General features: G+C 73.4%; 25 protein-coding genes. 2 read left to right on the top strand and 23 right to left on the bottom strand.

What is annotated here, in order from left to right; all coding sequences use genetic code 11:
- Nucleotides 1-126: 126 nt before the first annotated feature.
- The 15 genes from LWC33_RS14605 to ftsH form a co-directional block, all read right to left on the bottom strand.
- Nucleotides 127-2,676 carry an ATP-dependent Clp protease ATP-binding subunit gene (locus LWC33_RS14605; protein ID WP_233304909.1) on the bottom strand — a complete coding sequence of 850 codons (2,550 nt, stop codon included), beginning with the start codon at nucleotides 2,674-2,676 and terminating at the stop codon, nucleotides 127-129.
- Between the two features lie 242 nt (nucleotides 2,677-2,918).
- On the bottom strand, nucleotides 2,919-3,743 hold the full coding sequence (locus LWC33_RS14600) for a siderophore-interacting protein (protein ID WP_233304917.1): 825 nt from the start codon (nucleotides 3,741-3,743) through the stop codon (nucleotides 2,919-2,921).
- 207 nt (nucleotides 3,744-3,950) lie between these two features.
- On the bottom strand, nucleotides 3,951-4,301 hold the full coding sequence (locus LWC33_RS14595; protein WP_233304908.1) for a histone-like nucleoid-structuring protein Lsr2: 351 nt from the start codon (nucleotides 4,299-4,301) through the stop codon (nucleotides 3,951-3,953).
- 121 nt (nucleotides 4,302-4,422) lie between these two features.
- Nucleotides 4,423-5,880: a lysine--tRNA ligase gene (gene lysS, locus LWC33_RS14590; RefSeq protein WP_233304916.1), complete on the bottom strand. Its 1,458-nt coding sequence runs from the start codon at nucleotides 5,878-5,880 to the stop codon at nucleotides 4,423-4,425.
- 56 nt (nucleotides 5,881-5,936) lie between these two features.
- On the bottom strand, nucleotides 5,937-6,776 hold the full coding sequence (locus LWC33_RS14585; RefSeq protein WP_233304907.1) for a type III pantothenate kinase: 840 nt from the start codon (nucleotides 6,774-6,776) through the stop codon (nucleotides 5,937-5,939).
- 2 nt (nucleotides 6,777-6,778) lie between these two features.
- Complete coding sequence (gene panD, locus LWC33_RS14580) at nucleotides 6,779-7,186, bottom strand: aspartate 1-decarboxylase (protein WP_232867809.1); 408 nt, start codon at nucleotides 7,184-7,186, stop codon at nucleotides 6,779-6,781.
- Nucleotides 7,187-7,360: 174 nt separating this feature from the next.
- The gene (gene panC / locus LWC33_RS14575; RefSeq protein WP_233304906.1) at nucleotides 7,361-8,245 is read right to left on the bottom strand and encodes a pantoate--beta-alanine ligase; all 885 of its coding nucleotides are present in this window, start codon (nucleotides 8,243-8,245) and stop codon (nucleotides 7,361-7,363) included.
- Entirely contained in the window at nucleotides 8,242-9,177 is a 936-nt protein-coding gene (locus LWC33_RS14570) for a Rossmann-like and DUF2520 domain-containing protein (protein WP_233304905.1), read from the bottom strand. Before LWC33_RS14570 ends, panC begins: the two co-directional genes overlap by 4 nt.
- A 255-nt stretch (nucleotides 9,178-9,432) precedes the next feature.
- Nucleotides 9,433-10,914, bottom strand: a complete 1,482-nt coding sequence (locus LWC33_RS35605; protein WP_305080865.1) for a PrsW family intramembrane metalloprotease — start codon at nucleotides 10,912-10,914, stop codon at nucleotides 9,433-9,435.
- 76 nt (nucleotides 10,915-10,990) lie between these two features.
- Nucleotides 10,991-11,479, bottom strand: coding sequence for a DUF3180 domain-containing protein (locus LWC33_RS14555; RefSeq protein ID WP_233304904.1), 489 nt, complete (start codon nucleotides 11,477-11,479; stop codon nucleotides 10,991-10,993).
- Between the two features lie 30 nt (nucleotides 11,480-11,509).
- Nucleotides 11,510-12,004, bottom strand: coding sequence for a 2-amino-4-hydroxy-6-hydroxymethyldihydropteridine diphosphokinase (gene folK / locus LWC33_RS14550; RefSeq protein ID WP_233304903.1), 495 nt, complete (start codon nucleotides 12,002-12,004; stop codon nucleotides 11,510-11,512).
- Nucleotides 12,001-12,405, bottom strand: a complete 405-nt coding sequence (gene folB, locus LWC33_RS14545) for a dihydroneopterin aldolase (protein WP_233304902.1) — start codon at nucleotides 12,403-12,405, stop codon at nucleotides 12,001-12,003. Before folB ends, folK begins: the two co-directional genes overlap by 4 nt.
- Nucleotides 12,402-13,292 (bottom strand): dihydropteroate synthase, encoded by an 891-nt coding sequence (folP, locus tag LWC33_RS14540; protein ID WP_233304901.1) that lies wholly within the window; start codon nucleotides 13,290-13,292, stop codon nucleotides 12,402-12,404. Before folP ends, folB begins: the two co-directional genes overlap by 4 nt.
- Nucleotides 13,292-13,924: a GTP cyclohydrolase I FolE gene (folE, locus tag LWC33_RS14535; RefSeq protein WP_081924092.1), complete on the bottom strand. Its 633-nt coding sequence runs from the start codon at nucleotides 13,922-13,924 to the stop codon at nucleotides 13,292-13,294. Before folE ends, folP begins: the two co-directional genes overlap by 1 nt.
- On the bottom strand, nucleotides 13,921-16,386 hold the full coding sequence (gene ftsH, locus LWC33_RS14530) for an ATP-dependent zinc metalloprotease FtsH (protein WP_233304900.1): 2,466 nt from the start codon (nucleotides 16,384-16,386) through the stop codon (nucleotides 13,921-13,923). Before ftsH ends, folE begins: the two co-directional genes overlap by 4 nt.
- A 469-nt stretch (nucleotides 16,387-16,855) precedes the next feature.
- Between ftsH and LWC33_RS14525 the strand changes: the two genes are divergently transcribed.
- Nucleotides 16,856-17,812, top strand: a complete 957-nt coding sequence (locus tag LWC33_RS14525) for a serine protease (RefSeq protein ID WP_233304899.1) — start codon at nucleotides 16,856-16,858, stop codon at nucleotides 17,810-17,812.
- A 23-nt stretch (nucleotides 17,813-17,835) separates the two neighbouring features.
- Here LWC33_RS14525 and hpt read toward each other — a convergent pair whose 3' ends face one another.
- The 4 genes from hpt to dacB all read right to left on the bottom strand — a co-directional run bounded on the left by hpt (nucleotide 17,836) and on the right by dacB (nucleotide 22,021).
- Complete coding sequence (gene hpt, locus LWC33_RS14520) at nucleotides 17,836-18,399, bottom strand: hypoxanthine phosphoribosyltransferase (protein ID WP_233304898.1); 564 nt, start codon at nucleotides 18,397-18,399, stop codon at nucleotides 17,836-17,838.
- Nucleotides 18,400-18,448: 49 nt separating this feature from the next.
- Nucleotides 18,449-19,399 (bottom strand): tRNA lysidine(34) synthetase TilS, encoded by a 951-nt coding sequence (gene tilS, locus LWC33_RS14515; protein WP_372476610.1) that lies wholly within the window; start codon nucleotides 19,397-19,399, stop codon nucleotides 18,449-18,451.
- Nucleotides 19,400-19,498: 99 nt separating this feature from the next.
- On the bottom strand, nucleotides 19,499-20,560 hold the full coding sequence (locus LWC33_RS14510) for an Rv3626c family coenzyme F420 biosynthesis-associated protein (RefSeq protein ID WP_233304897.1): 1,062 nt from the start codon (nucleotides 20,558-20,560) through the stop codon (nucleotides 19,499-19,501).
- A 21-nt stretch (nucleotides 20,561-20,581) separates the two neighbouring features.
- On the bottom strand, nucleotides 20,582-22,021 hold the full coding sequence (gene dacB / locus LWC33_RS14505) for a D-alanyl-D-alanine carboxypeptidase/D-alanyl-D-alanine endopeptidase (RefSeq protein ID WP_233304896.1): 1,440 nt from the start codon (nucleotides 22,019-22,021) through the stop codon (nucleotides 20,582-20,584).
- Nucleotides 22,022-22,195: 174 nt separating this feature from the next.
- On the opposite strand from dacB, the gene LWC33_RS14500 reads away from it, so the two are divergent.
- A complete protein-coding gene (locus LWC33_RS14500) occupies nucleotides 22,196-22,717 on the top strand; it encodes an inorganic diphosphatase (RefSeq protein WP_233304895.1) in 522 nt (173 codons plus the stop codon).
- A gap of 41 nt (nucleotides 22,718-22,758) precedes the next feature.
- Here the strand turns inward: LWC33_RS14500 and LWC33_RS14495 are convergent, their stop codons facing one another.
- From LWC33_RS14495 to LWC33_RS14480, 4 genes are all read right to left on the bottom strand, one after another.
- The gene (locus tag LWC33_RS14495) at nucleotides 22,759-23,238 is read right to left on the bottom strand and encodes a MarR family winged helix-turn-helix transcriptional regulator (protein ID WP_233304894.1); all 480 of its coding nucleotides are present in this window, start codon (nucleotides 23,236-23,238) and stop codon (nucleotides 22,759-22,761) included.
- 7 nt (nucleotides 23,239-23,245) lie between these two features.
- Nucleotides 23,246-24,457, bottom strand: a complete 1,212-nt coding sequence (locus LWC33_RS14490; RefSeq protein WP_233304893.1) for an acetyl-CoA C-acetyltransferase — start codon at nucleotides 24,455-24,457, stop codon at nucleotides 23,246-23,248.
- A 70-nt stretch (nucleotides 24,458-24,527) separates the two neighbouring features.
- Entirely contained in the window at nucleotides 24,528-24,983 is a 456-nt protein-coding gene (locus LWC33_RS14485; RefSeq protein WP_233304892.1) for a MaoC family dehydratase, read from the bottom strand.
- Between the two features lie 162 nt (nucleotides 24,984-25,145).
- Nucleotides 25,146-25,694, bottom strand: a complete 549-nt coding sequence (locus tag LWC33_RS14480; RefSeq protein ID WP_233304891.1) for a hypothetical protein — start codon at nucleotides 25,692-25,694, stop codon at nucleotides 25,146-25,148.
- Nucleotides 25,695-25,949 lie beyond the last annotated feature (255 nt).

The raw sequence follows: 25,949 nt of genomic DNA, 5'->3' as shown, positions 1-25,949 counted from the left end.
CGCGAGTCGCGCTGTGGGCTCCCGCGAGTCGCGCTGTGGGCTCCCGCGAGTCGCGGGGAGGGCCCGGTGAGAACGGCAGCGGCCCGCCTCCCCACAGGAAGGCGGGCCGCCGCGGTACTGCCTGGCTTACTCCTCGCCACCGCCGGCGGCGATGTCGACCGGCGGGGCGTCCGGGACGCCCGCGGCCGGGCGGGGCTCACCGCGGAAGGTGAACGTCGCCTTGTCGTCGTGCGCCGGGTTGCCCTCGGGCACGCTCTCGTCGATGCCCTCGACGTCGACGATCACGATCTGCCCCGGCTCGACCTCGCCGAACAGGATCTTCTCGGACAGCTGGTCCTCGATCTCCCGCTGGATGGTCCGGCGCAGCGGCCGGGCGCCCAGCACCGGGTCGAACCCGCGGCGGGCCAGCAGGCCCTTGGCGGCGTCCGTGAGCTCGATGGCCATGTCCTTGTTGGCCAGGGCCTTCTCCACCCGCGTGATCATCAGGTCGACCATGGAGATGATCTGCGGCTGGGTGAGCTGGTGGAAGACGATGATGTCGTCGATGCGGTTCAGGAACTCCGGGCGGAAGTGCTTCTTCAGCTCGTCGTTGACCTTGGTCTTCATGCGCTCGTAGTTCGACTGCTCGTCGTTGCTCTGCGCGAAGCCGAGCCCGACGGCCTTCGAGATGTCCTGGGTGCCCAGGTTCGAGGTGAAGATCAGCACCGTGTTCTTGAAGTCCACCGTGCGGCCCTGGCCGTCCGTCAGGCGGCCGTCCTCCAGGACCTGCAGGAGCGTGTTGTAGATCTCCTGGTGGGCCTTCTCGATCTCGTCGAACAGCACGACCGAGAACGGCTTGCGGCGCACCTTCTCGGTGAGCTGGCCGCCCTCCTCGTAGCCCACGTACCCGGGAGGGGCACCGAAGAGCCGCGAGGCGGTGTAGCGGTCGTGGAACTCGCCCATGTCGATCTGGATGAGCGCGTCGTCCTCGCCGAAGAGGAAGTTCGCCAGCGCCTTGGACAGCTCGGTCTTACCGACACCGGACGGGCCGGCGAAGATGAACGAGCCGGACGGGCGCTTCGGGTCCTTCAGGCCGGCGCGGGTGCGGCGGATGGCCTGGGCGACGGACTTGACCGCCTCCTCCTGGCCGATGATCCGCTTGTGGAGCTCGTCCTCCATCTTCAGGAGGCGAGTGGTCTCCTCCTCCGTCAGCTTGAAGACGGGGATGCCGGTCCAGTTGGCGAGGACCTCGGCGATCTGCTCGTCGTCGACCTCGGCGACGACGTCCAGGTCACCGGACTTCCACTGCTTCTCGCGCTCCGACTTCTGCCCGAGCAGCTGCTTCTCGGAGTCCCGCAGGTGCGCGGCGCGCTCGAAGTCCTGCGCGTCGATCGCGGACTCCTTGTCCCGGCGGACGTTCGCGATCTTCTCGTCGAACTCCCGCAGGTCCGGCGGCGCGGTCATCCGGCGGATGCGCATCCGGGCGCCGGCCTCGTCGATCAGGTCGATCGCCTTGTCCGGCAGGTAGCGGTCGGAGATGTACCGGTCGGCCAGCGTGGCCGCGGCGACCAGGGCCGGGTCGGTGATGGTGACCCGGTGGTGCGCCTCGTAGCGGTCGCGGAGGCCCTTGAGGATCTCGATGGTGTGCGTGACGCTCGGCTCGCCCACCTGGATCGGCTGGAAGCGGCGCTCCAGCGCGGGGTCCTTCTCGACGTACTTGCGGTACTCGTCGAGCGTGGTGGCGCCGATGGTCTGCAGCTCGCCGCGGGCCAGCATCGGCTTGAGGATGCTCGCGGCGTCGATCGCGCCCTCGGCGGCACCCGCACCCACCAGGGTGTGGATCTCGTCGATGAACAGGATGATGTCGCCGCGGGTGCGGATCTCCTTGAGCACCTTCTTGAGGCGCTCCTCGAAGTCACCGCGGTAGCGGGAGCCGGCGACCAGGGAGCCCAGGTCGAGCGTGTAGAGCTGCTTGTCCTTGAGCGTCTCCGGGACCTCGCCCTTGACGATGCCCTGGGCCAGGCCCTCGACGACGGCCGTCTTGCCGACGCCGGGCTCGCCGATGAGGACCGGGTTGTTCTTGGTCCTCCGGGAGAGGACCTGCATGACCCGCTCGATCTCCTTCTCCCGGCCGATGACCGGGTCCAGCTTGCCCTCCCGGGCCTGCTGGGTGAGGTTGCGACCGAACTGGTCGAGCACGAGGGAGGACGAGGGGGTGCCCTCGCCGCGGCCGGTGGAGGCCTCGGCGGGCTCCTTGCCCTGGTAGCCGGACAGCAGCTGGAGGACCTGCTGGCGGACGCGGTTGAGGTCGGCTCCCAGCTTGACCAGGACCTGCGCCGCGACGCCCTCGCCCTCGCGGATCAGGCCGAGCAGGATGTGCTCGGTGCCGATGTAGTTGTGGCCGAGCTGCAGCGCCTCGCGCAGCGACAGCTCCAGCACCTTCTTCGCCCGAGGCGTGAACGGGATGTGTCCCGACGGCGCCTGCTGGCCCTGGCCGATGATCTCCTCGACCTGCTGCCGGACGCCCTCCAGGGCGATCCCGAGCGACTCGAGCGCCTTCGCGGCCACACCCTCGCCCTCGTGGATCAGGCCAAGGAGGATGTGCTCGGTGCCGATGTAGTTGTGGTTGAGCATCCTGGCCTCTTCCTGCGCCAGGACGACAACACGCCTTGCTCGGTCGGTGAACCTCTCGAACATTCGCACTCCTTGCCTGCTGCGCCCACACGTGCGACGCGTCCAGCATCCCTGTGACACTGCGCCGCGGACGCCCCATACCACTGTATCGGTCGCCGACCGGTCGGCGCCTCCGCCGCGGCCCCGCGTGACGCGCACGGTACGCACCCGCACCGACACAACGGCGTGACCTCGGCGTCCATTCCCGGTCGGCGGGCGTTCAGCCCTCGGCGAACGGCCAGGCCGCCGCCGACCTGCGAAGATCGTCAGACCGAGGCGGGCGAGCCGGCCTGCTCGGCCTCCTCCAGCCGGGCCTGCTCCTGCTTGTAGACCCGGAAGCCCTCCTCGTCCCGGCCGCGCCGCCAGTAGCCGGAGACGGACAGCGCGTCCCGGTCGACCCCGCGCTCGCGCAGCAGGTGCCGGCGCACCTCGCGCACCTCGGCCGCCTCCCCGTGCACGAACGCGTGCACCCGGCCGGCCGGGAACTCCAGCGCCCGGACCGCCCCGACGAGCGCGCCCGCCCCTCCGTCGGGCGCGCCGGCCCGGTGCAGCCACTGCAGCCGCAGGTCACCGGCGCACGACAGGTTCTGGCGGTCGGCCTCGTCGTCGACCTGGACGATCACGTGCACCGGCGCGCCGGCGGGGATCCGCTCCAGCGCCGCGCCGATCGCGGGCAGCGCGGCCTCGTCGCCGACGAACAGGTGCCAGTCGGCCTCCGGGTCGGGCGCGTAGGCCCCGCCCGGGCCGAGTAGTCGCAGCCGGTCCCCGGGGCGCGCCGAGGCCGCCCACGGGCCCGCGAGGCCGCTGTCGCCGTGGTGCACGAAGTCGATGGTCAGCTCGCCCGCGGCGGGGTCGAACGCCCGCACGGTGTAGGTCCGCAGCCGCGGCCACTCCTCGCGCGGGTGGTCCCGGCGGACGGCCTCCATGTCGAGCGGCTCGGCGTACTGGACGCCCGGGACCGGAAACAGGATCTTCACGTAGCGGTCGGTGAACGGGGTGTCGGGGAACGACGCGAGCTCGGGCCCGGCGGCCACGACGCGCACCATGTGCGGGCCGATCCGCTCGGTGCGCGCGACCTCGAGGGTGGTCATGCGGCGTGCCACGGGGTGCACCTCCGGGAGATCAGGTCTTTCGACCCACGCTACGCCCGGACCGAGGTGAGGCAACCCTTGCTTCCGCACAGCAGAAGGGCCGGCCGGGACGTGCCCGGCCGGCCCTCGTGCGGTGCTCCGCCCCGAGGGGAATCGGCGGATCGCCCCCTCGTTCGAAGGGGCCACGGCCGTCGGGGCCGAGGGTTCTCAGTTCTCCTGGTGGTAGGCCTCCAGGACCTCGGCCGGGATGCGGCCGCGGTCGGAGACCTTCATCCCGCGCTTGCGGGCCCAGTCGCGGATGGCCTGGTTCTGCTCGCGGTCGATCGACGGCCGCCGGTTCGCACCGCCGGACGGCGACCCACCACCACCGCCGCGGCGCCGCCCGGACGCCCGCCGGGCCGCACCCACGTAGGACGCCAGGGCGTCCCGCAACTTGCTCGCGTTCGTCGTCGACAGGTCGATCTCGTAGCTCTTCCCGTCGATCCCGAACTCGACGGTCTCGTCGGCCTTGTCGCCGTCGAGGTCGTCGATCAGCTTGATCTCGCGGATCTGCGCCACCGCCGCAGCCTCCTGGTTCGAATAGTCCTCTGAATGAACGGCCGCGCCGTCGAGGAAATATAACGCGATTACCTAAGGCGTGTCGAGCAGGGGGTGATACCCGCTGAGAATCTGGAACGCGTTATAGCTCCCGGCGGACGAGCGGGAAGAGGATCGTCTCGCGGATTCCGACGCCGGTCAGCGTCATGAGCAGGCGGTCGACGCCCATTCCCATGCCCCCGGTCGGCGGCATTCCGTACTCCATGGCCCTCAGGAAGTCCTCGTCGAGCTGCATGGCCTCGGGGTCGCCCTTGGCCGCCAGCAGGGACTGGGCGTGCAGCCGCGTGCGCTGTTCGACGGGGTCCACCAGCTCGGAGTAGGCCGTGGCCAGCTCGTGCCCGAACACGATGAGGTCCCAGGACTCGGCGAGGCGCGGGTCGTCGCGGTGCTGCCGGGTCAGCGGGCGGACCTCGACCGGGTAGTCGCGGACGAAGGTCGGCTCCTGCAGCGTGTGCTCGACGAGCTTCTCGAACAGCTCCAGGACGATTTCGCCCGCGCCCCACGAATCCTGCAACACCACGTCGTGGGTCGCAGCGATCTTGCGCAGTTCCTCGGCCGACGTGTCGGGCGTCACGGATTCGGACACGGCCGCCGAGACGGATTCGTGTAGCGTGACGGACCGCCACTCGCCACCGAGATCGTGTTCCGACCCGTCCGCGTGACGCACGACGGTGGAACCGAACACGGCGCGTACACATTGCTGGATCAGTTCGCGGGTCAGAACGGCCATGTCGTCGTACGTCGCATAGGCCTGGTAGGCCTCGAGCATCGCGAACTCGGGTGAATGGGTCGAGTCGATGCCCTCGTTGCGGAAGACCCGGTTGAGCTCGAAAACGCGCTCGATCCCGCCGACGACCGCCCGCTTGAGGAACAACTCGGGAGCGATCCGCAGATACAGGTCCGTGTCGATGGCGTTCGCGTGCGTGACGAACGGGCGCGCCGTGGCCCCGCCGTGCAGCAGCTGCAGCATCGGCGTCTCGACCTCGACGTAGTCGCGGGCCTCGAACTCCCGGCGCAGCGTCCGCAGCACGGTGGAGCGCGTCCGGACCATCTCGCGCGCCTGCGGGCGCATGATCAGGTCGACGTAGCGTTGCCGGACGCGGGTCTCCTCGGACAGGTCGCTGTGCGCGTTGGGCAGCGGGCGGATCGCCTTGGCCACCATCTCCCACGAGTCCGCCATCACGGACAGCTCGCCGCGCCGCGAGGTGATGACCTCGCCGGTGACGGCCACGTGGTCGCCCAGGTCGACCTGCGCCTTCCAGCGGGCCAGCTCGTCGTCGCCCACCGTGGCGAGACTCAGCATGGCCTGCAGCTCCGTGCCGTCGCCCTCGGTGAGCTGGGCGAAGCAGAGCTTGCCGGTGTTGCGGAGGAACATGACCCGCCCGACGACGGTCACGGTCTCGCCGGTCACGGTGTCCGGCGGCAGGTCGGGGTGCGCCTCGCGCACGGCGCGCAGCGTGTGGGTGCGCGGCACGAGGACGGGGTACGGGTCGACGCCCGCCTCCAGCATCTCCGTGCGCTTCTTCGCGCGCACCTGCATCTGCTCGGGCAGGTCGTCGGCGGGGGTGCGCGGCTCGTCGGTCACGCCCGGTAAGGCTAGACGGCGGTACCTCGGGCCGTCCGGGCGGTCTCCGCCCGCGGGTCCCCGGCGGCACCGGTCGCGACCGGACGGACGTTGCGCTCGTAGGTGAGCCGCAGGCCCTCGAGCGTGAGGTCCGGCGCGTACTCGGTGATGGTGTCGGAGATGCCCTTCATCAGCGGCGCGAGGCCGCCGGTGCCCAGCACCGTGACCGGGCCCGCGGCGGGGCCGAGCTCACTGATGATCCGGCGCACCAGGCCGTCGACCTGCCCGGCGAACCCGTAGAGCACACCGGACTGCAGACACTCCACGGTGTTCTTCCCGATGACCGAGCGGGGCGGCACGAACTCCACGGTGCGCAACGCGGCGGCGCGCTGGGCGAGCGCGTCCATCGAGATCTCGATGCCGGGGGCCAGCGCGCCGCCGAGGAACTCCCCCTTGGCCGAGACGACGTCGATGTTCGTGGAGGTCCCGAAGTCGACGACGATGCACGCCGTCGCGTGCCGGTGGTGCGCGGCGAGGGTGTTCACCACCCGGTCCGCGCCGACCTCGCGGGGGTTGTCGACCAGCAGCGGCACACCCGTCCGCACCCCCGGACCGACGACGACGGTCGGCATCCGCGCCGCACGCCGGTCCAGCATCATTCGCAGCTCACGCAGCAGCGACGGCACCGTGGACAGCGCGGCCACGCCGTCGACCCGCGGGGCGTAGTCGCCGAGCATCGCGCCGACCGCGACCTCCAGCTCGTCGGCCGTGATCCGCGGGTCGGTGCGCATCCGCCAGTCCCGGACGAGGAGCTCGCCCTCGTACACACCCAGCGCGATCTGGGTGTTGCCGATGTCGACGCAGAGCAGCATCGCTAGCGCGAGCCGGACAGCAGCCCGGATCCCTCGGGGGCGTGCGCGGGGTCGGAGCCCTGCTCGACGATCCGGTTGTGCTCGTCGACGAACACCACGCGCGGCGAGTAGGTCAGCAGCTCGGCCTCGTCGAGCTGGCCGTAGGCGATCAGGATGACGAGGTCGCCGGGATGCACCAGGTGCGCGGCGGCGCCGTTGATGCCGATGACGCCGCTGCCCCGCTCGCCGGGGATCACATAGGTCTCGAGCCGGGCCCCGTTCGTGATGTCGACGATCGCGACCTGCTCGCCCTCCAGCAGGTCCGCGGCCTCCATCAGGTCACGGTCGACGGTCACGGAGCCGACGTAGTGCAGGTCGGCCTGGGTCACCGTGGCGCGGTGGATCTTCGAGGTCATCATGGTGCGCAGCACGGGGAGCTCCCTGGGGCTGTCCGATGGGTCAACGGTCGGTTCCGCGGCGTTCCGGGTGGATGCACCGCGAGGCGGAGGCGCGTCCTCATACCGGGCGTATTCGGACGTGTCGACAACGAAGCGGGGCGCCGCCTGGGGCGGCGCGGGACGATCGGTGGCCCATCGGACAGCCCCTCAAAGCTGGACGGGGAGGTTGTCGATCAGGCGGGTGGTGCCTATCCGGGCGGCGACGAGCAGCCGGGCCCGGCTGCCGTCGACCGGCTCGCCGAGGGTGTCGGCGTCGCGCAGCTCCAGGTACTCGACCTGCAGCGCCGGTTCGGCGTCGAGGACCGCACGGGCCCGCTCGAGGACGGCCGCGGGCCCGTAGGCCGACACGGCGGCGCCCTCGCGCAGCGCGCGGGAGAGCGTGACGGCGCGGGTGCGCTCGTCGGCCGAGAGGTAGACGTTGCGCGAGGACAGCGCCAGCCCGTCGGGTTCGCGGACGGTCGGGACGCCCACCACCGACAGCGGGAAGTCCAGGTCGCGCACCATCTTCTTGACCAGCGTGAGCTGCTGGTAGTCCTTCTCGCCGAACAGCGCGACGTCGGGCCCGACGATGTGGAAGAGCTTCGCGACGACCGTCAGCATCCCGTCGAAGTGCCCCGGACGTGGCCCGCCCTCGAGATCGGAGCCGAGCGCGCCGGCGCCGATCCGGGTGTCCGAGCCCGGCGGGTACATGTGGTCGACCGACGGCGTGAAGACGAGCTCGACGCCCTCCTCGCGGCATGCGTCGAGGTCGCGCTCGAGCGGCCGAGGGTACCGCTCCAGGTCCTCGTTCGGCCCGAACTGCAGCGGGTTCACGAAGATGCTGACGACCGGGACGACGGTGCCCGGGACCGCCCGGGCGTGCCGGATCAGCTCCCGGTGGCCCTCGTGCAGCGCGCCCATCGTCGGCACGAGCACGACCTTGCGCCCGGCCGCCCGCAGTGCGCGGGTGACCGGGGTCAGCGTGGCCGGGTCGTCGTGCACGGTCAGGCGGCCGCGGGCGTAGCCGTTGCGGGTGCGGGCGGGTGCGGTCACCGGTGCTCCTCCGTGTCGTCGAGGGCGGCGCGGACCTCGTCCGCCGCGTGGTCGGGCAGCAGCCCGCCCTCCGTCGCACGGTGTGCGGTGCGGCGGGCGAGGCTGCGGTAGGTGTCGGCCAGCTCGGGATCGGCGCGGTCGAGCTCGCGGAGATGGGTGCGCACGGTGCCGACGTCGCCGCGGGCCACCGGCCCGGTCAGCGCCCGGTCGCCGTGGCGCAGCGCGTTGTCGAGCGCGGCGGAGAGCAGCGGGCCGATCAGCCGCTCCGCGGAGGGGGCGCCTGGGGAGCCGACGGTCGCCCCGGCCCGCAGGACGGCCTTGTCGAGGAGGTCTGCGCAGTCCCGCACCAGCGTGACCAGGTGGTTCGCACCGTGGGCGAGGGCGGCGTGGTAGAGCGGCCGGACCTGCTCGGGCACCCGGACCGGCTCGGCGCCCAGCTCCAGGACCAGGGCCTCGCCGACGTTCCACGCGGCCTCGTCGTCCGCCCGGGCGGTCACGGCGATGCAGCAGCCGGTCAGCCGCTGGACGTCCTCGGGCCGGCCGGTGAACGTCATGACCGGGTGCAGGGCGAGAGGCAGGATCCCGTGCTCGACGGCCGGTTCGAGCACGTCGACGCCGTGCGCACCGGCGGTGTGGACCACGATCTGGCCGGGGCGGAAGGCACCCGAGGCGGCGAGGCCGCGGACGAGACCGGGCAGCACGTCGTCGGGAACGGCGAGGAGGGCGAGGTCCGCCGAGCGGATCACCTCGTCCGGGGCGAGGAGCGGGGCGCCGGGCAGGAGCGTCTCGGCGCGGTGCACGGACGCCCGGGACACCCCGGAGGTCGCCACGACCCGATGCCCCACCGCGTCCCAGGCTGCACCCAGGACGGCCCCGACACGGCCGGCGGAGACCACTCCGACGGCCAGCCGGGCAGGCCGGCCAGCACTCATCACGCGCTCCTGCTCCGTTCCAGTCCACCAGGGGTACCGGACGTTGTGGTCGACATCGATCGGCGACGACGGGCACGAGGGTAGGCGGACGCGACCCCTCCCGGGGAGAGCGCGTGACGGGCTTCACCGGGCCGGGCGGCTCACCCGCCGCTCGTGTGGGTGCCCCGTGGTGGTGATCGGGGCGCTCGGCTTCCTCGCGCCGGCCCTCGTGTGCCTCTACCGCGGCGCGCGGACCCTCGCCGGGATCTGAGCGCCTCAGCGCTGGGGCGGCGGCACCCAGCCCGGCGGAGGGCCGGGGGGCGGCTGCTGGCCGCGCGGGGGCAGGCCGGGGGCGCCGTACGTGGGCGGAGGTCCCTGCCCCGGGCCGGGCGGGCCGTAGCCGGGGGAGGACGGCCCGTAGCCCGGCTGGCCAGGTCCCGGTTGGCCAGGCCCCGGTTGGCCGTAGCCCGGGGTGGCGTAGCCCTGGGACGGCGGGCCCTGCGGGACGGGGGTCCAGCCGGGCGCGGGGGCGGGCGGCGGGGTCCAGCCCGGCGGGTGCTGGTTGCCCCAGGCGGCGGTGAGGGCATCGGGCATGCCGAGAGCCCGGGCGCGGGCCTTGGCGAGGGCGCGCAGCCGCTCGTGTTCCAGGTCCGCGGCGCTGTCCCGCACCGATCCGCGCGCGATCCGCGCCCGCAGGAAGGCCAGCTCGGTGACGGCGGCCTGGTAGTCGGCGACCGCACGGGCGGCGTGCGGGCCCGACCGCTGCTTGACGGCCCGGCGCCAGCCCCGCCGCTGCGCCAGGTTGCCGAGCAGTGGCACCTCGCTCCACGCGATCCACCCGGCCTGCGCGAACGACGGCAGCTGTTCCGCGACCGTCCTCGCCTCGCGCCGCCGCTGCCAGATCACCACGACCGCCAGCCCGATGAACAGCGGCACCATGATCACGACGTAGACCTGCACGAAGCCCGTGCCGCCGAGGACCGACGCGGCCCCGTTCCACAGCGCGTGCAGCAGCACCGCGACCAGGTAGCCGGCGAGCACCGCCAGCACGCGCACCGTGGTGCTGCGGCTGGCCGCGGCGATCCCGGCGCCGATGCCCGTCATGGCCGTGAACAGCGGGTGCGCGAAGGGCGAGAACACCCCGCGCAGCAGCAGCACGGCGAGCACCCCGCCGCTCTGCCCGGCCATCGCGTCCTCGGCGAAGGCGCGTCCGATGTAGAGGATGTTCTCGGTGAAGGCGAACCCCGCGGCGACCAGTCCCGCATAGACGATCCCGTCGACGATCCCGTCGAACTCCCTGCGCCGCCAGATCAGCAGCCCGACCAGGAACGACCCCTTGAGCGCCTCCTCCACGAAGGGGGCGATCACCACCGAACCGAGGACGTCGCCGCTGCCGCGACCGAGCAGCGCGTCGACCGCCAGGGCCGCGCTCGAGTTGATGAGCAGCGCGGACAGCGCCGCGAAGCACGCCCCCCAGAGGAACGCGATCAGCAGCATCCGCGGCGGCTCGGGCTCCCAGCGGTCGATCCACAGGAAGGTCGCGACGACCGGGCCGACCGGCAGCAGCGCGCACAGCGCCCCGACCAGCACCCCGCCCGGACCGACGGTGTTGCCGACCAGGCCCAGCACCACGAGCCCGCAGACCCCCAGCGCCACCAGGCCGACGACCGGCAGCAGCACGCCCTTGCGCCGCGCGGCGTGGGTGTGCCGCGTGGTCGGCTCCGCAGGCGGATGTCCGGTCGGGACGGGGTAGGCCATGGCCGCGAGCCTACTTTCAGCCACCGACATCCACCGGCCGTCACCACACCCCCGTCGAGGTGCACCGGGCACGGGCCTACCGGGTGGCCGCCCCACCCCCGGAGCCGCCGTCGCGGCGCTGTTCGTCCGGGTCGTCGGGGGTGCGGCAGCACCGCTCCAACCACAGCGCGCCGCCGACCAGCACGAGCGCGCTCACCAGCCCGACCACCGCCGCGGTGGTGTCCGACGCCGCGGCCGTGATCGTCGAGGCGCGCGGGAGCACGTAGACCAGCAGGCCGGCCCACAGCCCGCCGACGAGCGCTCCACCGACCGCCGAGGCCTGCGCCACCAGCACCGCCCGCGCCGCGACCAGGGGCTCGACGGGCCTGCTCCCGCGCCGGCGCTCCACCCGCCCCTTGAGGATCCATCCGGCGACGGCCTCGGCCAGCCCGAGCACGCCGAGCGTGATCCCGGCGGGTGCGGGGAAGGAGGGCAACGTGCCGTAGGTCAGGCTGACGATCAGGTGCGCCACGATCCCTGCGCCGACGAAGGCGACGAGCAGGTCGCGGGGCCGGGTCGCCTTCACCGCAGCACCGCCTTCACCGCAGCACCGCCCTCACCGCAGGACCAGGTCCGGCCGGCGCCGCACCGTGTCCGTCGCGCCGGCGGGCAGCGCGGCGAGCAGGTCGGCGACGCGCCCCTGCCCGGGCAGCACCGCGTCGGGCTCCACGTCGAGCCACGGGATCAGCACCGTGGCCCGCTCCGGGGTGCCCGGGTGCGGCAGCAGCAGCTCGGGATCGTCGCTGGTCACCCCGTCGACGGCGACGACGTCGACGTCGAGGGTGCGCGGACCCCACCGGACCTCGCGGACCCGCTCGGCGGCCTGCTCCAGTTCCTGACCGCGCCGCAGCCAGCCCCAGTGGTCCACGGCCGGGTCGTCGACGATCAGGACCGCGTTGAGGAAGTCCGGCTGCTCGACCCCGCCCCACGGTGCGGTCTCGTAGACGGGCGAGGCGGCGACCACCGCCGCACCGAACCCGGCGACGGCACCGCGCAGGTGGCCGAACCGGTCGCCCAGGTTCGAGCCCAGCGACAGCACCGCGCGGCTCACGCCGGGATCACCCGGCCCGGCCCGCCCGTGCGCCGGGAGCGGCGCGCGACCACCGCGACGTCGGCGAAGTCCAGCGGGATGGGGGCGTTCGGCTTGTGCAGGGTGACCTCGACGGCCTGCACGCGCTCGTTCTCCATGACGGCGTCGGCGATCTCCGCCGAGACCGTCTCGATGAGGTCCCGGGGCTCGCCCGCGATGATGGCCGCCGCCCGCTCGGCCAGCTCGCCGTAGTGCACCGTCTTCGTGAGGTCGTCCGTGGCCGCGGCCTCCCGCAGGTCCAGCCACAGCACGACGTCGACGACGAAGTCCTGCCCGTCGCGCCTCTCGTGCTCGAACACGCCGTGGTGGCCGCGCACCCGCAGGCCGCGCAGCTCGATGCGGTCCGTGTCGGGAAGGCTCATGCCGGGGGCTCCCCCAGCCACGGCCCGGTGCGGGCGCGCGAGGCGCCGAGCCGGTACGCGGTGCTGACGGCCACGGCGTCCATCGTCGACTCGACGTCGTGCACCCGGACGCCCCAGGCCCCCGCGTGCGCGGCGAGCGCGCTGACGGCCGCGGTGGCCCCGTCGCGCCCGGCCGGCGGGCGCACCTTCCCCTCCGCGTCGGCCAGCAGCTGCCCGAGGAAGCGCTTGCGCGAGGCCCCGACCAGCACCGGGAAGCCCAGCGCGACCAGCACGTCCAGCCGGCGCAGCAGCGCCCAGTTGTGCGAGGCCGTCTTCGCGAAGCCGAGCCCGGGGTCGAGGATCAGCCGGTCCGGGTCCACTCCGGCCATGACGGCTGCGTCGGCCCGCGCGACGAGCTCCTGCCGCACCTCGCCGATCACGTCCTCGTACGAGGCCAGCTCCTGCATCCGGTCGCTGTGCCCGCGCCAGTGCATGAGGATCCACGGCACCCGCAGCGCCGCCACCGCGGCGGCCATGTGCGGATCGGCGAGCCCGCCGGAGACGTCGTTGACCACGACCGCACCGGCCGCGACCGCGGCCTCGGCCACCGACGCGCGGGTGGTGTCGACGCTGACCCGGACGCCCTCGGCGACCAGGTCGCGGATCACCGGGACCACCCGGTCCCGCTCGGTGGGGGCGTCGACCCGGCCTGCGCCCGGGCGCGTGGACTCGCCGCCGACGTCGACGAGGTCGGCCCCGGCGTCGCGCATGGCCACCCCGTGCGCGACGGCGTGCTCCCGGTCCACGTAGCGGCCGCCGTCGGAGAACGAGTCCGGGGTGACGTTGAGGATGCCCATCACGACGCAGCGGCCGGGATGCGGGACGCGCCCCTCCCGCCGGTCCGCCATCAGGTGCCCCGGATCAGCGACAGCGCCTCCGCGCGCGAGGACGGCGAGGTCTGGAAGAGCCCCCGGACGGCGGAGGTGGTCGTGCGGGAGCCCGGCTTGCGGATGCCGCGCATCGCCATGCACAGGTGCTCGGCGTCGATCACGACGATCACGCCGCGCGGGTCCAGCTTGCGGACCAGCGCGTCGGCGACCTGCCCGGTGAGCCGCTCCTGCACCTGCGGGCGCTTCGCGTACAGGTCGACCACACGCGCGATCTTCGACAGCCCGGTGACGCGGCCCTCGACCGAGGGGATGTACCCGACGTGCGCGACCCCGTGGAAGGGCACGAGGTGGTGCTCGCAGGTGCTGTACAGCGGGATGTCCTTGACGAGCACGAGCTCCCCGTGGCCCTCGTCGAACGTGCGCTCGAGGACCGTGGCCGGGTCGACGTACAGCCCGGCGAAGATCTCCTCGTAGGCGCGCGCGACGCGGCCGGGGGTGTCCCGCAGGCCCTCGCGGTCGGGGTCCTCCCCCAGCGCGATCAGCAGCTCGCGGATCGCGGCCTCGGCGCGCGCGTGGTCGACGCCCGCCGCGGCCCTGCGCTCCGCGGCCGTGTAGGCCGGGGCCTCGCCGTCGGTGGTTCCGGTGCTCAGTTCCTGCTCCCTGCGTCGGGGCCCTGCGGGCCCGGCGCGTCCGGACCCTCCGCAGCGGGACGCTGCGCGGGCGGTTCCTGCCCGAGCTGCTGCGTCGGCTGCTCCGGGGAGGCCTGCTGGTGCTGTCCCTGCTCACGACCGTAACCGGGGGCGTGTCCCTGCGCCGCCTGGTCACCCTGGTGGGGGGCCCAGTTCGGCGGCGGCCAGGTCTGGCCGGCCGGGGTGGTCGCGGGCCGCCAGTCCGGCGGGGCGCCGTAGTTCGGTGCGACGGCGTACGGGGGCTGCTGGGCCTGGTAGCCGCCGGCGGCCTGGGGAACCTGGCCGTTACCGTTGGCGCCGTTGCCCTGCGCGTGCGCGCCGTTGCCCTGCGCTCGATGCCCCGGACCGGCCTCGGCCGGGAACCCGCCCGGGTAGCCGCCGTTGGGGCCGGGGCTGGGCAGCGGACCGGGGCCGCCGTTCGGGCCCGGCGTCGGGACGCCGTGGCCGCCACCCGGGTACGACCCGACCGGGGCCGGCTCACGCTCGGTCTCCGGCGGCCAGGTCTCGCCGCGCTCGCGGGCCAGCTCGGCGCGCGTCTTGATCGGCGGCTTGTCCGACGGGGTGCGCTCGCCGAAGTCGTTGAACGCGGTGATCCGCGGCCGCTTCTCGACGTCGCCGAAGATCCGCTCCAGGTCCCGGCGGGTCAGCGTCTCCTTGTCCAGGAGCTCGACGACCAGGTTGTCCAGGACGTCCCGATAGGTGTTGAGGATCTCCCACGCCTCGGTGTGCGCGGCCTCGATGAGCTTGCGCACCTCCTCGTCGATCTCGTGGGCGACCTCGAGCGAGTAGTCCGCCTGGTTGCCCATCGAGCGGCCGAGGAACGGGTCGCCCTGCTCGCGGCCGTAGCGAACCGCGCCGAGCCGGGCGCTCATGCCGTACTCGGTCACCATCGCGCGGGCGATCTTCGTGGCCTGGTCGATGTCCGACGAGGCGCCGGTGGTCGGCTCGTGGAACACGAGCTCCTCCGCCGAACGCCCGCCCATGGCGAAGACCAGCCGACCGATCATCTCGGAGCGCGTCATCAGGCCCTTGTCGTCCTCGGGGACGACGAGTGCGTGCCCACCGGTGCGCCCGCGCGGCAGGATCGTGAGCTTGTACACCGGCTCGAGGTCCGGCATCGCCCACGCGGCCAGCGCGTGCCCGCCCTCGTGATAGGCGGTGATCTTCTTCTCCTGCTCGGAGATGATCTTGCCCTTGCGTCGCGGGCCGCCGACCACGCGGTCCACGGACTCCTCGAGCGCGGCGCCGTTGATCAGCGACCCGTTCTCGCGAGCGGTGAGCAGCGCGGCCTCGTTGATGACGTTGGCCAGGTCGGCGCCGGACATCCCGACGGTCCGCTTGGCCAGCCCGTCGAAGTCCACGTCGTTCGCGAAGGGCTTGCCCTTGGAGTGCACGGCCAGGATCGCCTTGCGGCCCGCCAGGTCCGGCGCGCCGACCGGGATCTGCCGGTCGAACCGGCCCGGGCGCAGCAGCGCCGGGTCGAGGATGTCCGGCCGGTTGGTGGCCGCGATGAGGATGATGCCGCCGCGGGCGTCGAACCCGTCCATCTCCACGAGGAGCTGGTTCAGGGTCTGCTCGCGCTCGTCGTGCCCGCCGCCGAGGCCGGCGCCGCGCTGGCGGCCGACCGCGTCGATCTCGTCGACGAAGATGATGCAGGGCGAGTTCTGCTTGGCCTGCTCGAACAGGTCCCGCACGCGGGAGGCGCCGACACCGACGAACATCTCGACGAAGTCCGAGCCCGAGATCGTGTAGAACGGTACGCCCGCCTCGCCGGCGACCGCCCGGGCCAGCAGCGTCTTACCGGTGCCGGGCGGCCCGTAGAGCAGCACGCCCTTCGGGATCTTCGCGCCGAGCGCCTGGTAGCGGCCGGGGTTCTGCAGGAAGTCCTTGATCTCGTAGAGCTCCTCGACCGCCTCGTCCGCCCCGGCGACGTCGGTGAAGGTGGTCTTGGGCATGTCCTTGGACAGCTGCTTGGCCTTCGACTTGCCGAAGGACATGACCCGGTTCCCGCCGCCCTGGGCGTTGTTCATCATCCAGAACAGGACGAGGAGCACGAGGCCCAGCGGGATCAGGTAGATCAGCATCGTGGTCAGGAACGAGTCCTGCCGCACGATCGTGTTGTAGTTCGCGACCCCGGCGTCCTGGAGCTTCGTGAACACCGAGTTCGACGACGCCGCGGGGTACTGCGTGATGATCTTCGTGCTGCCGTCGACCGGGTTGTTCAGGTCGAGGCGGAGCCGCTGCTCCTTGTCCTCGATCGTGGCGTCCGCCACGTTCTTGGCGTCGATCTGCTGCAGGGCCGTGGAGGTCGGGACCTGCGTGTAGCCGCGGGTGTCGTCGAAGAGCACGGAGAACGCGAAATAGACCAGGACCACGACGAGGATCCAGATCAAGGGATTGCGGAGCAGGCGCTTGCGGTCCATGCAGCTTCGGCCCTGGTGGCCTTCACCTTCCCGAGTGTGCTTTCCGGTCCCGCGCTGGCGGCGACGCGCCGACCGGCCTGATCCGCCAGGATAGCTTCCGCCGGCCGAGGACGCGCCACCGCTCCGGGCGCGGGCCGGCGGGGTGATCGTGCCAGGTCAACGATCGACGCCCGGGTGGTGTTCCCGCCCGTCGGCGCAGGACCCGGGCCCTCGGCGGCCGGTACGTCCGAGCCCCGGGCCCCGCGGCGTCCTCCGTGCCGGTCCCGGGATCGGTCTCGGAGCCGTATCGGGAGCGCACCGAACCGGCCACCCGCCTCGCGACGGACCTTCACGTGATGGTGGGGTATCCGTGCGCCCGAGGTGTCGTTGGACCCTGGCGGCGGGTACTCGCGGGGCCGAATCGTGGCGGGCGGTCGTCACGGCGTCGGGGAACAAGGGGTGGCGGATGCGTTTGCGGTCGGGTCGTGCGGTGCGGGGACCGGGCTCGTGGGCCCGGCGGGCGGCGATCGCCGGGGCGGCGGCCGGGGTGGCCGCCGCGGCCGTGCTCCTGCCCTCGACCGCGAGCGCGCGCCCGGCGCTGGCGGCCCCCACGGCCCTTACGGCCGCGCCGGCGCCGGCCTGGGCGTCCCGGGACGGCGCGGCGCTGCACCCCGGCGTGAGCACCACCACGCAGGGCGGCGGCACCTGCACCAGCAACTTCCTCTTCCGCGGCGGCGACGGCTCGGTCTACATCGGACAGGCCGCGCACTGCGCCGGCACCGGCGAGTCCACCGAGACGGACGGGTGCACCTCGGCCACGATGCCCGTCGGCACGTCGGTGACCGTCCGCGGCGACCGCGGCTTCACCGCGACCGGCACGATGGTCTACAGCTCCTGGGCCACCATGCAGCGCCAGGGCGAGACCGACCCGAACACCTGCGCGTACAACGACTTCGCGCTGGTCAAGCTGCCGCAGGAGGCCGTCGCCGTCGCGAACCCGACCGTGCCGTGGTTCGGCGGCCCCACCGGCGTCTCGACCGGTGGGCTGCCGGCCGGCGCGCAGACGTTCAGCTACGGCAACTCGCCGGTCCGCGGTGGCCTGAGCGCGCTGAGCCCCAAGGCGGGGGTCAGCGCCGGCGACGTCGGCGGGGGCTGGGGCCACACGGTCTACACGGTCAGCCCGGGCGTCCCGGGCGACTCCGGCAGCGCGTTCCTCGACTCCTCCGGCCGCGCGATCGGCCTGCTCTCCACGCTGAACCTGGCCCCGCTGCCGGTCAGCAACGGCGTGTCCGACCTGTCCCTGGCATTGGCCTACGCCAACACCCACGGGGAGCTCGGCGACGTCTCGCTGGTCGACGGCACCGCGCCGTTCACGTCGACCCCGCCCGGGGTGGCCCCGCAGGACCTCGCCCCGCCGGCGGGGCCGCCGGTGGGTGCCACCTCCTGAGCGACCTCCCGGGCGACGTCCCCTCAGGCGTAGACGGACGGGTCGAGCGTGCCGATGTAGGGCAGGTCCCGGTAGCGCTCGCCGTAGTCCAGCCCGTACCCGACGACGAACTCGTTGGGGATGTCGAAGCCCACGTACCGCACGGGCACCTCGACCTTCACCGCGTCGGGCTTGCGCAGCAGCGTGACGACCTCGAGCGAGGCGGGCTGGCGGGACTCCAGGTTCTTCAGCAGCCACGACAGCGTGAGCCCGGAGTCGATGATGTCCTCGACGATCAGCACGTGCCGGCCCGCGATGTCGCGGTCGAGGTCCTTGAGGATCCGCACCACGCCCGACGACGAGGTCGACGAGCCGTACGAGCTGACCGCCATGAACTCCAGCTGCACCGGCAGCGGCATGGCCCGGGCGAAGTCGGTCATGAACATCACGGCGCCCTTCAGGACGCCCACGAGCAGGAGGTCCGAGTCGCGGCCGCCGGAGCCGGTGACGTCGGCGTAGTCCTTGCCGATCTGCTCGGCGAGCTCGGCCGTCTTCTCGGCGATCTGCTGCTCGGTGACCAGGACGGACGCGATGTCTCCGTCGTACACGGGGTGTGGCCCTCTCGCTCGGCGGTCGTTCTGCGGGCGCGGGCCGAACTCAGCCCGGCCGTGCGGGTACGAGCCTTCCATGCTCGCGGACGACGTCCAACCCGCCGGGCAACCGCGGACCGCCCTGTCCCCGCCACGCGCCGACGAGGGCGTCGGCGGCGCGCAGGTGCGCGTCGGTGACCGCGGTCGCGCCACGCTCGAGGAGCCACTCGCGCAGCACCCGCCTGCGGACCGCGGCGGGCACCCCGAGCAGGACGTCGACCCTGAGGGTGTTCCCGTCCCGCGCCTCCTCATGCACCCGGAGCGCCCATTCCGCGAGGGCCTCGTCGTCCTCGCGGAGCTGGGCCGCCGTGCGGGCCAGCGCCTCGGCGACGCCGCCGGCCAGCACGTCGTCGAGCAGCGGGAGGACCTCGGCGCGCAGCCGGGCGCGGCGGAACCGCGGATCGGTGTTGTGCGGGTCCTCCCAGGGCACGGGGCCGCCCGCGCAGGCCGCCCGGACCCGGTCCCGGCGCAGGCCGAGCAGCGGTCGCAGCCAGGGCTCGTCCCACTCCCGCATACCGGCGAGCGAGCGCGCCCCCGAGCCGCGGCCCAGCCCGAGCAGCACGGTCTCGGCCTGGTCGTCGAGGGTGTGCCCGAGCAGGACGGGCGAGCAGGGGTGCGGGCGCGCGGCCGCCAGCGCGGCGTAGCGGGCCCGGCGGGCGGCGGCCTCGGTTCCGCCCGGACCGTCGACGGTCACGGGGTGCACCCGGGCCTCGATCCCCCGCGCACGCAGCGACTCGGCGAGGGCGTGCGAACGCTTCCCGGACCCCTCCTGCAGCCGGTGGTCCACGATCGCGGCCCGGACCTCGCCGGGCCGCTCGGCATGCGCGGCGAGGAGCAGGGCCAGCGAGTCCGCCCCGCCGGAGCACCCGACGACGAGCGGAGCGCGGCGGACGTCGTCGGGCAGCCGTCCGAGCGCCTCCCGCACCGCCCGCCGGACCTCGTTCACCGCGCGCACCATGGCTTCACAACGCGCCGAACGATCCCAAGAATTCGCATTGTGGTTCCATAACGGCCGAAAGAGAGTTCGAATCGAGCGTTATGGCTCCATAGTGCGGTTTCACGCCACGCGGGCGAGCCACTGCTCCGGGGCGGCGAGCTCCGCACGGGTGGGCAGTGTGTTCGGCGAGTTCCAGACCTTGTTGAAGCCCGCCATGCCCGCCTCCCGCACCACGTGCTTGGTGAAGGCCGAGCCCACGGCGTACTGCTTGACCTTGGCCTCCACCCCGAGCAACGCGCGCAGCACCCGGTCGACGACCCCGCCGCCGCGGCGGCGCACCGTGAAGCGGGCGCGGATCGTCTCGACGCTGGGGACGACCTCGGGGCCGGCCGCGTCCATCACGTGGTCCGCGTGCCCCTCCAGCACTGTGGTGAGCGCGATCAGCCGGTCCAGCACCGCACGCTGCTCGGGCCCCTGCAGCAGCTCGACCAGCGCCAGCGAGTCCCCCCTGGCCTCCTTGAAGGCCCGGATCGCCTCCGGGAGGCGCTCGATCATCGCGCTGCCGTTACCCGTGCTGATCGAGAGGAACCGGCCGACCTCGGCGGCGAAGTGCTCGCGCAGCCAGGGCACGGCGGTGAACTGCAGCCGGTGGGTCGCCTCGTGCAGGCAGACCCACAGTCCGAAGTCCTCGGACGGGACGTCGAGGGCCTGCTGCGCGGCGTAGACGTTGGGCGCCACGAGCAGCAGCCTGCCGTCCTTCGCCGGCCCGCCGAACGGGTCGTACTGACCGAGCACGCGGGCGCCGACGAAGGCGAGCACGCCGCCGATCTGCAGGCCGGACGTCGTGGCGGTGACCGCCCGGGCGGCCCGGGCGGTGCGCGGCAGCCGGGCGCCCGCGGTGAGCTCGGCCATCCCGTCGACGGCCGCGGCCGCCCACGCCGGCCGGTCGACGACGTCGGCGGGCAGCAGGGGCAGACCCTCGCCCAGCCCGGTCACGCCCCGGACGTGTCCCTCCGCCACCGCCGCGTCCTTGCGCAGCCGCTCGACCAGCTCGGTCGCGACGGCGGCACTCACGGGCGGACCGGCGGGCACCAGTCGGGCGGCCGTGCGGCGGGCCAGGCCCCAGTTGACAGGCAGGCCGGGCACGGTGTCGCGGTCGGTGACGTCGGTGGGGGCGCTCACCCCCGCCACGCTACGCGGGAGTCAGCGGCAGCCGCAGCGGCTCAGCGTGGCCGCGATGGTGTCGAGCCGCGGCCGCACGGTGGCCGGGGACCGACCGTTGGACATCAACGCGAAGACCAGCAGCCGGCCGTCGACGTCCGTGACCACCCCGGCCAGCGCGCTCACCCCGGTGAGCGTGCCGGTCTTGGCGCGCACCACGCCGCGTCCCGCGGAGGCGGTGCCGGTGTCGAAGCGGTCCTCCAGCGTGCCGTCGCCGCCCGCGACCGGCAGCCCGGAGACGATCGGGCGCAGGAACTCCGGGCCCTGGCCGGGGCTGGTCGGCGCGGCCGCGGCGGCCAGCAGCGTGCCGAGCAGCCGAGGCGGCACCCGGTCCTCCGTGGAGAGCCCGCTGCCGTCGACCATGTGGGCGCCGGTGACGTCGAACCCGGCCTGCGACAGCGCGGCCAGGACCTGCTCCGAGGCCCCCGCGAAGGACGGATCGCCGTCGCGTGTCAGCGCGACGGCCCGGGCCAGGCTCTCGGCGAGGACGTTGTCCGAGGTGGTCATCAGCGTCTCGACCAGCGACGACATCGGGGCCGAGTAGACCTGGCCGAGCTGCTTCGCGTTCGCCGGGGCCTTCCCCTCGCTGACAGCGGAGGCCGCCAGGCCCAGCTTCCTCGCGAACGCCTGGCCCGCGTCGACCGCCGGGGTGGTCGTGCGGGCCCCGTCCAGCTGCGCGGGGTCGAGCCGGCCGCCGTCGAGCGTCAGGGGCACGATCGGCGCGACGTTGCCGCCCGGGATGTCCGCCGGGTCCCAGCCGGGCGCGAGCACCGGCCCCGTCCAGAGGCTCGTGTCGACGACGACCGAGGTGACCTTCTGCCCGTTCATCGCCTTCTGCACGGCGGCGACCAGGTCGTCGAGCCGGGCGGGCTCGGGGTAGATGCCGGTGCGCCCCTGCGGCAGCGCGGTGAGGGTGGGGTCGCCGCCGCCGACGAGGACGACCTGGCCCGGCTCGGCGCCCGCGACCACGCGGGTGGCGAACCGGTCGGTCGCGTTGAGCGTGAGGAGGGCCGCCGACGCCGTCAGCAGCTTGCCGGTACTGCCCGGAACGAGAGGCTCGGCCGGTGATTGCTGCCACAGGGGCGCGGCGCCGGCCTGCGCCGCAGGGTCGACGACGACGCCCGCGAAGGTGCCGAGCGCGCTCGACGAGGCGAGCGGGCCGAGCACCGTGCCGAGTCCCGCGGAGCTCGGGACGGGCGCGTCGCCGTGCAGCGCGGTGAGCTGGGGGACCGGCGCGGGGAGATCCTTCTCGGCGCGCGCCGCGCTGGTGAGCCCCAGGTCGGACAGCACATTCGGGGCCTGGACGGCCACCGCGCCACCCGCTCCGGCGGCGAGCGCCAGGACGACGAGCACGACGAGGACGATGCGTCCCGGCTTCGTCGGCAGCCTCAGGGTGTCGCCGATCCGGCGGCCCAGTCCCACCTGCCCACCGCTCCCTCCGACCACTGACACCGGCGGCGCCCACGCCTGTCCCGGCCCCGGCCGGTCACGACCGGCGCGACGCGGTCCCCCACACTAGAGGTAGGCGCCGCGCCGTCGATCGTCGCGGCCTGCACCCTCACGACCGAGAAGCACGACCGACCACAAGGAGCATCCGTGGACTTCGACGTTCTCATCGAGATCCCCAAGGGCGGCCGGAACAAGTACGAGGTGGACCACAAGACCGGCCGGCTCCGCCTCGACCGGACGCTGTTCACCGCCACCCAGTACCCGGCGGACTACGGCTTCATCGAGGACACCCTCGGCGAGGACGGGGACCCGCTCGACGCGCTGGTCCTCGTGCAGGAGCCGACCTTCCCGGGCTGCCTCATCCGGTCGCGGGCGATCGGCATGTTCCGGATGAAGGACGAGAAGGGCGGCGACGACAAGGTCCTCTGCGTCCCGGCCGACGACCCCCGCCAGGAGCACCTGCGCGACATCCACCACCTGCCCGAGTTCGACCGGGCGGAGATCCAGCACTTCTTCGAGATCTACAAGACCCTCGAGCCGGGCAAGAGCGTCGAGGGCGCCTCGTGGGTCGGCCGCGCCGACGCGGAGCGCGAGATCAAGGCCTCGTGGGAGCGCGCGCGCCGGGCCGCGGAGGCCGAGGAGGCCGAGGGCGGGTCCGCCGAGCACTGAGCCCGACGGCGCTCCGTCGGCGGGAGTGGGGGGTCGTGGCCTCAGGGCCGCGACCACTGCTCCTCCATGCCGGTCGTGAAGCGGCCGAGCAGCCGGGTGAGCGTCGACCGCTCCTCCGGCGACCAGTCGGCCATGATGGCGGCGAACCGCTCGTTGCGCAGCCGCCGGTTCTCCGCGAACACCCGTTTCCCCTCGTCCGTGGCCGCGACGAGGAAGGCCCGCCCGTCCTCCGGGTCCGGGGTGCGCGCCACGTAGCCCAGCCGCACCAGCTGCGCGACCTGCCGGCTGACCGTCGAGGGGTCGGAGTGCACCACCTCCGCCAGCGCGCCCGTGCGCCGCGGCCCGCCCATCACCAGGTGCACCAGCAGCAGGTACACCGCCCGGTCCACGGCATCGGCGTTCGCCGCCTGGTACTGCGCCTGGGCGCGGTCGACCAGCCGGATGAGGCGGACGAGCTGGGTCGCCAGCTCGTCCGCCTCGTCGCCCCCGGACGCGCCGGGGTCGTGGGGGTCGAGACCCACCGACACCTCAGACGCGTTCGAAGAGCGCGGCGAGGCCCTGCCCGCCGCCGATGCACATCGTCTCCAGGCCGAAGCGGGCGTCCCGGCGCACCATCTCCCGGGCCAGGGTAGCCAGGATCCGGCCGCCGGTCGCGCCGACCGGGTGGCCCAGCGAGATCCCGGAGCCGTTGACGTTCATCCGGTCGAAGTCGGACGGGGTGAAGCCCCACTCGCGGGTGCAGGCCAGCACCTGCGCGGCGAACGCCTCGTTCAGCTCGATCAGGTCGACGTCCTTGAGCGCCACCTCGGCCTGATCGAGGGCCTTCGCCACGGCCGGGACCGGGCCGATACCCATGGTCTTGGGCTGCACACCACCCACACCCCAGGACACCAGCTTGACCAGCGGGCGCAGGCCCAGCTCGGCCGCCTTCTCCGGGCTGGTGACCACACAGATCGCGGCGCCGTCGTTCTGCCCCGACGCGTTGCCCGCGGTCACCGTGGCCTCGGCGTCCTGCTTGCCCATGATCGGGCGCAGCTTCGCCAGCGTCTCCACCGAGGAGTCCGGCCGGATGTGCTCGTCGCGCTCGACGACGGTGTCGCCCTTGCGGCCCTTCACCGTGACCGGGACGATCTCCTCGGCGAACCGGCCCTCGGCCTGCGCCGCCGCCGCCCGCTGGTGCGAGCGCACCGAGAGCTCGTCCTGCTCCTCGCGCGGGATCGAGTACTCCTTGCGCAGGTTCTCCGCGGTCTCGATCATGCCGCCGGGCACCGGGTAGTGGTCCCCGCCCGCCGTCACGCGCCCGCGCGCCAGCGAGTCGTGCAGCATCACGCCCGGCCCGCCCTTGGCGCCCCACCGCATCGCGGTGGAGTAGAAGGCGGCGTTGGACATCGACTCCGCGCCACCGGCGAGCACCACCTCGCTGGCCCCGGTCTGCACCTGCATCGCGGCGTAGAGCACCGCCTGCAGCCCCGACCCGCAGCGCCGGTCGATCTGCAGTCCCGACGCCGTGACCGGCAGCCCCGCGTCCAGCGCGGCGACCCGGCCCAGGGCCGGGGAGTCCATCGTCGGATAGCAGTTGCCCAGCAGCACGTCGTCCACCGACTCCGGCGGCAGGCCCGTGCGCTCCATCAGCGCCGCGATCACGGTCGACGCCAGCGTCTTCACCGGCACGTCCCGCAGCGACCCGCCGAAACCCCCGACCGGGGTCCTCAACGGCTCGCAGATCACCGCGTCGCGCATGATGTCCCTCCTTCTCCGGCCGCTCCGCTCAGCGCCCGATGTTCGCTCCGCACGCGCCGCCCTGTGCGGCTCAGACGTACTGGCGGGTCAGCCATTCGGCGACGACCGCGGGCCGCTCCGACCCCTCCAGCTCCACCGTGACCTTGGTGGTCAGCTGCACGGCGCCGTCCTTGGTGTCCTCGACGTCGACGAGCTCGACGACCCCGCGGACCTTGCTGTCCACGGGCACCGGCGCGGTGAACCGCACCTTGTTCAGGCCGTAGTTGATGCCCATGCGGACGCCCTCGATCGAGTAGACGTCCTTCACCAGCACCGGCAGCAGCGACAGGCTGAGGAAGCCGTGCGCGATGGTCTTGCCGAACGGGCCCTCGGCGGCCTTCTTCGCGTCGACATGGATCCACTGGTGGTCGCCCGTGGCCTCGGCGAACTGGTCGATGTGCTTCTGCTCGACCGTGACCCACTCGGACTCGCCGAGCCGGGTGCCCTTGGCCTCGCGGACCTCGTCCACACCGTTGAAGACGCGCATCGAACCACCTCGTGAAGTGCGTGCTGTACCTGCCTGGTCTACGGCGCAACCCTGCCACATCGGAGGGGGCGTGGAGGGGGTCCGTGGCCGACCCCACGACGGGCCCGGCCGCGTTCGGCACGACGGTCCCGGTCGCGTTCGGCACCACGGGCCCGGCCGCGTTCAGCGCGCGAACGTGCCGCGCAGCTCGAGGCGCGGCGGCGCGCCCGCCCCGGGCTCGACCCCGCCCGCCGGGGCGAGGGCGGCGGCCAGCCGGATCTCGATCTTCCGGCCGGGCAGCGGCCGCATGCGGAACACGCCCTGCACCCGGTGCGCCGCGCCCTCGGGAGGCGGTGGCACCTCGGCCGGGGCCGCCAGCGCGGGGCCGGCGCGCAACAGCCCACGCACCGCGACGACGTCGTGCCGCACGCGCCGGAGGTCGGCGCAGGCGAGCCAGCGGGGGCCGGCCGGGGCCTCGTCCCGCGGTCCCGCGTCGGGCCCGGTGCCGGCCGCAAGATCGGCGTCGGAGTCGGGCTCGTCGGTGAACTCGACGCTCAGCTCCGGATCCGCCCCGAACACCGGCAGCACGAGCACGCCCCACCCGACGGCGGCGGGCAGGTCCGCCCCGCCCGGGCGGCGGATCAGCGCGGAGGCGGAGACGACGTCGAGCAGGTGCACGGCCGAGGCGCCGGGGTCGGGCGAGCGCGCGGGATCGGTGAGCTCGGCCGTCATGCCGCGCACCTCCTCGCCACCCGCGGATCGAGGCTCCCCGCCGGGCGACGGGCCGATCACACTCCGGCCGGACAACGACGACAGGCGTCGGAGGTTTTTCCCCGGAATCGACGGAAAAGCAGCGACGATCGCATTCCGTGACGGTTCGACGCGGGAATCGCACTCGATCGTGCAGAGCGACCCGGGGGCACCACCCTCCTCGTCACCTGCGGCTGCGTCGGCCTCGTCACATACCCACCCGTCCGAGCCATCGTC

Source organism: Pseudonocardia terrae, from assembly GCF_021343995.1.
Taxonomy (GTDB): Bacteria; Actinomycetota; Actinomycetes; order Mycobacteriales; family Pseudonocardiaceae; genus Pseudonocardia; species Pseudonocardia terrae.
Note: the sequence above shows the minus strand (reverse complement) of the source record. Positions and strands in the feature narration are given on the sequence as shown.

What these genes read in the sequence shown, in the direction of transcription:
- LWC33_RS14605 (WP_233304909.1), bottom strand. Translation starts at nt 2,676, where the DNA reads ATGTTCGAGAGGTTCACCGACCGAGCAAGGCGTGTTGTCGTCCTGGCG.
- LWC33_RS14600 (WP_233304917.1), bottom strand. Translation starts at nt 3,743, where the DNA reads ATGACCACCCTCGAGGTCGCGCGCACCGAGCGGATCGGCCCGCACATG.
- lysS (WP_233304916.1), bottom strand. Translation starts at nt 5,880, where the DNA reads ATGCAGGTGCGCGCGAAGAAGCGCACGGAGATGCTGGAGGCGGGCGTC.
- LWC33_RS14585 (WP_233304907.1), bottom strand. Translation starts at nt 6,776, where the DNA reads ATGCTGCTCTGCGTCGACATCGGCAACACCCAGATCGCGCTGGGTGTG.
- LWC33_RS14570 (WP_233304905.1), bottom strand. Translation starts at nt 9,177, where the DNA reads ATGAGTGCTGGCCGGCCTGCCCGGCTGGCCGTCGGAGTGGTCTCCGCC.
- LWC33_RS35605 (WP_305080865.1), bottom strand. Translation starts at nt 10,914, where the DNA reads ATGGCCTACCCCGTCCCGACCGGACATCCGCCTGCGGAGCCGACCACG.
- folB (WP_233304902.1), bottom strand. Translation starts at nt 12,405, where the DNA reads ATGAGCCTTCCCGACACGGACCGCATCGAGCTGCGCGGCCTGCGGGTG.
- folP (WP_233304901.1), bottom strand. Translation starts at nt 13,292, where the DNA reads ATGGCGGACCGGCGGGAGGGGCGCGTCCCGCATCCCGGCCGCTGCGTC.
- ftsH (WP_233304900.1), bottom strand. Translation starts at nt 16,386, where the DNA reads ATGGACCGCAAGCGCCTGCTCCGCAATCCCTTGATCTGGATCCTCGTC.
- tilS (WP_372476610.1), bottom strand. Translation starts at nt 19,399, where the DNA reads ATGGTGCGCGCGGTGAACGAGGTCCGGCGGGCGGTGCGGGAGGCGCTC.
- LWC33_RS14490 (WP_233304893.1), bottom strand. Translation starts at nt 24,457, where the DNA reads ATGCGCGACGCGGTGATCTGCGAGCCGTTGAGGACCCCGGTCGGGGGT.
- LWC33_RS14485 (WP_233304892.1), bottom strand. Translation starts at nt 24,983, where the DNA reads ATGCGCGTCTTCAACGGTGTGGACGAGGTCCGCGAGGCCAAGGGCACC.
- LWC33_RS14480 (WP_233304891.1), bottom strand. Translation starts at nt 25,694, where the DNA reads ATGACGGCCGAGCTCACCGATCCCGCGCGCTCGCCCGACCCCGGCGCC.